Origin of the sequence: Mesorhizobium sp. SP-1A, assembly GCF_032460275.1 — a bacterium.
Classification (GTDB): Bacteria; Pseudomonadota; Alphaproteobacteria; order Rhizobiales; family Rhizobiaceae; genus Mesorhizobium.
In genome coordinates this window covers 1-1,438 of record NZ_JAVXZD010000020.1, presented here as the reverse complement: position 1 = coordinate 1,438, position 1,438 = coordinate 1, and the positions used below count along the sequence as shown (strand labels likewise).

Sequence of the window (1,438 nt, the reverse complement as noted above, 5' to 3'; positions counted from 1 at the left end):
CTCAGCTCAGTCCTTCGATCTGGCCCTGTTCGTTGAGGCGGATGTTTTCGGAGGACGGCTTCGAGGGCAGGCCGGGCATGGTCATGATCTCGCCGCAGATGGCGACGACGAAGCCGGCGCCGGCCGACAGCCTGACCTCGCGCACCGGCACGGTGTGGCCGGTCGGCGCGCCGCGCAGGTTGGGGTCGGTGGAGAAGGAGTACTGCGTCTTGGCCATGCAGATCGGCAGGTTGCCGTAGCCCTGCTTCTCCCACTGGTGCAGCTGGTCGCGGATCGACTTGTCGGCGATCGCCTCCGAGCCGCGATAGATGCGCTTGACGATGGTGTCGATCTTGTCGAACAGGCCGAGCTCGTCGGGATAGAGCGGGGCGAACTGCGAGGCGCCGCCCTCGGCGATCTCCGCCACCTTCCTGGCCAGGTCCTCGATGCCGGCCGAGCCGTGCGCCCAGTGCTTGCACAGGATCGCCTCGGCGTTGAGCGTCTTGACGTAGTCCTTCACCGCCTGGATCTCGGCCTCGGTGTCGGAATGGAAGTGGTTGATCGCCACCACCACGGGAACCCCGAACTGGTGCACGTTCTCGATGTGGCGGCCGAGATTGGCGCAGCCCTTCTTCACCGCCTCCACGTTCTCGGCGCCGAGGTCCTCCTTCTTGACCCCGCCGTTCATCTTCATGGCCCGCACCGTCGCCACGATGACGGCCGCCGCCGGCGTCAGCCCGGCCTTGCGGCACTTGATGTCGAAGAACTTCTCCGCCCCGAGATCGGCGCCGAAGCCGGCCTCCGTCACCACATAGTCGGCCAGCTTGAGCGCCGTGGTGGTGGCCATGACCGAGTTGCAGCCATGGGCGATGTTGGCGAACGGGCCGCCATGCACGAAGGCGGGGTTGTTCTCCAGCGTCTGCACCAGGTTCGGCTGCAGCGCGTCCTTCAACAGCACCGCCATCGCGCCCGGCGCCTTCAGGTCGCGGGCAAACACCGGCGTCTTGTCGCGGCGATAGGCCACGATGATGTCGCCAAGCCGTTTCTCCAGGTCCTTCAGGTCGCGCGCCAGGCACAGGATCGCCATCACCTCCGAGGCCACCGTGATGTCGAAGCCGGCCTCGCGCGGATAGCCGTTGGCCACCCCGCCCAGCGAGCACACGATCTGGCGCAGCGCCCGGTCGTTCATGTCCATCACCCGACGCCACGTCACCCGGCGCGTGTCGATGCCGAGCTCGTTGCCCCAGTAGATGTGGTTGTCGAGCAGCGCCGACAGAAGATTGTGCGCCGAGGTGATGGCGTGGAAGTCGCCGGTGAAGTGCAGGTTCATGTCGTCCATCGGCACCACCTGGGCATAGCCGCCGCCGGCCGCGCCGCCCTTCATGCCGAAGTTCGGCCCGAGCGAGGCCTCGCGGATGCAGATCACCGCCTTCTTGCCGATGCGGTTCAGGCCGTCGCC

At 67.0% G+C, this 1,438-nt stretch carries 1 protein-coding gene; it reads right to left on the bottom strand.

Going from position 1 to position 1,438, the window contains the following annotated elements; all coding sequences use genetic code 11:
- Window position 1: 1 nt before the first annotated feature.
- On the bottom strand, window positions 2–1,438 hold a 1,437-nt coding region (locus tag QU595_RS30135; protein WP_315929029.1), incomplete at its 5' end, for a formate--tetrahydrofolate ligase.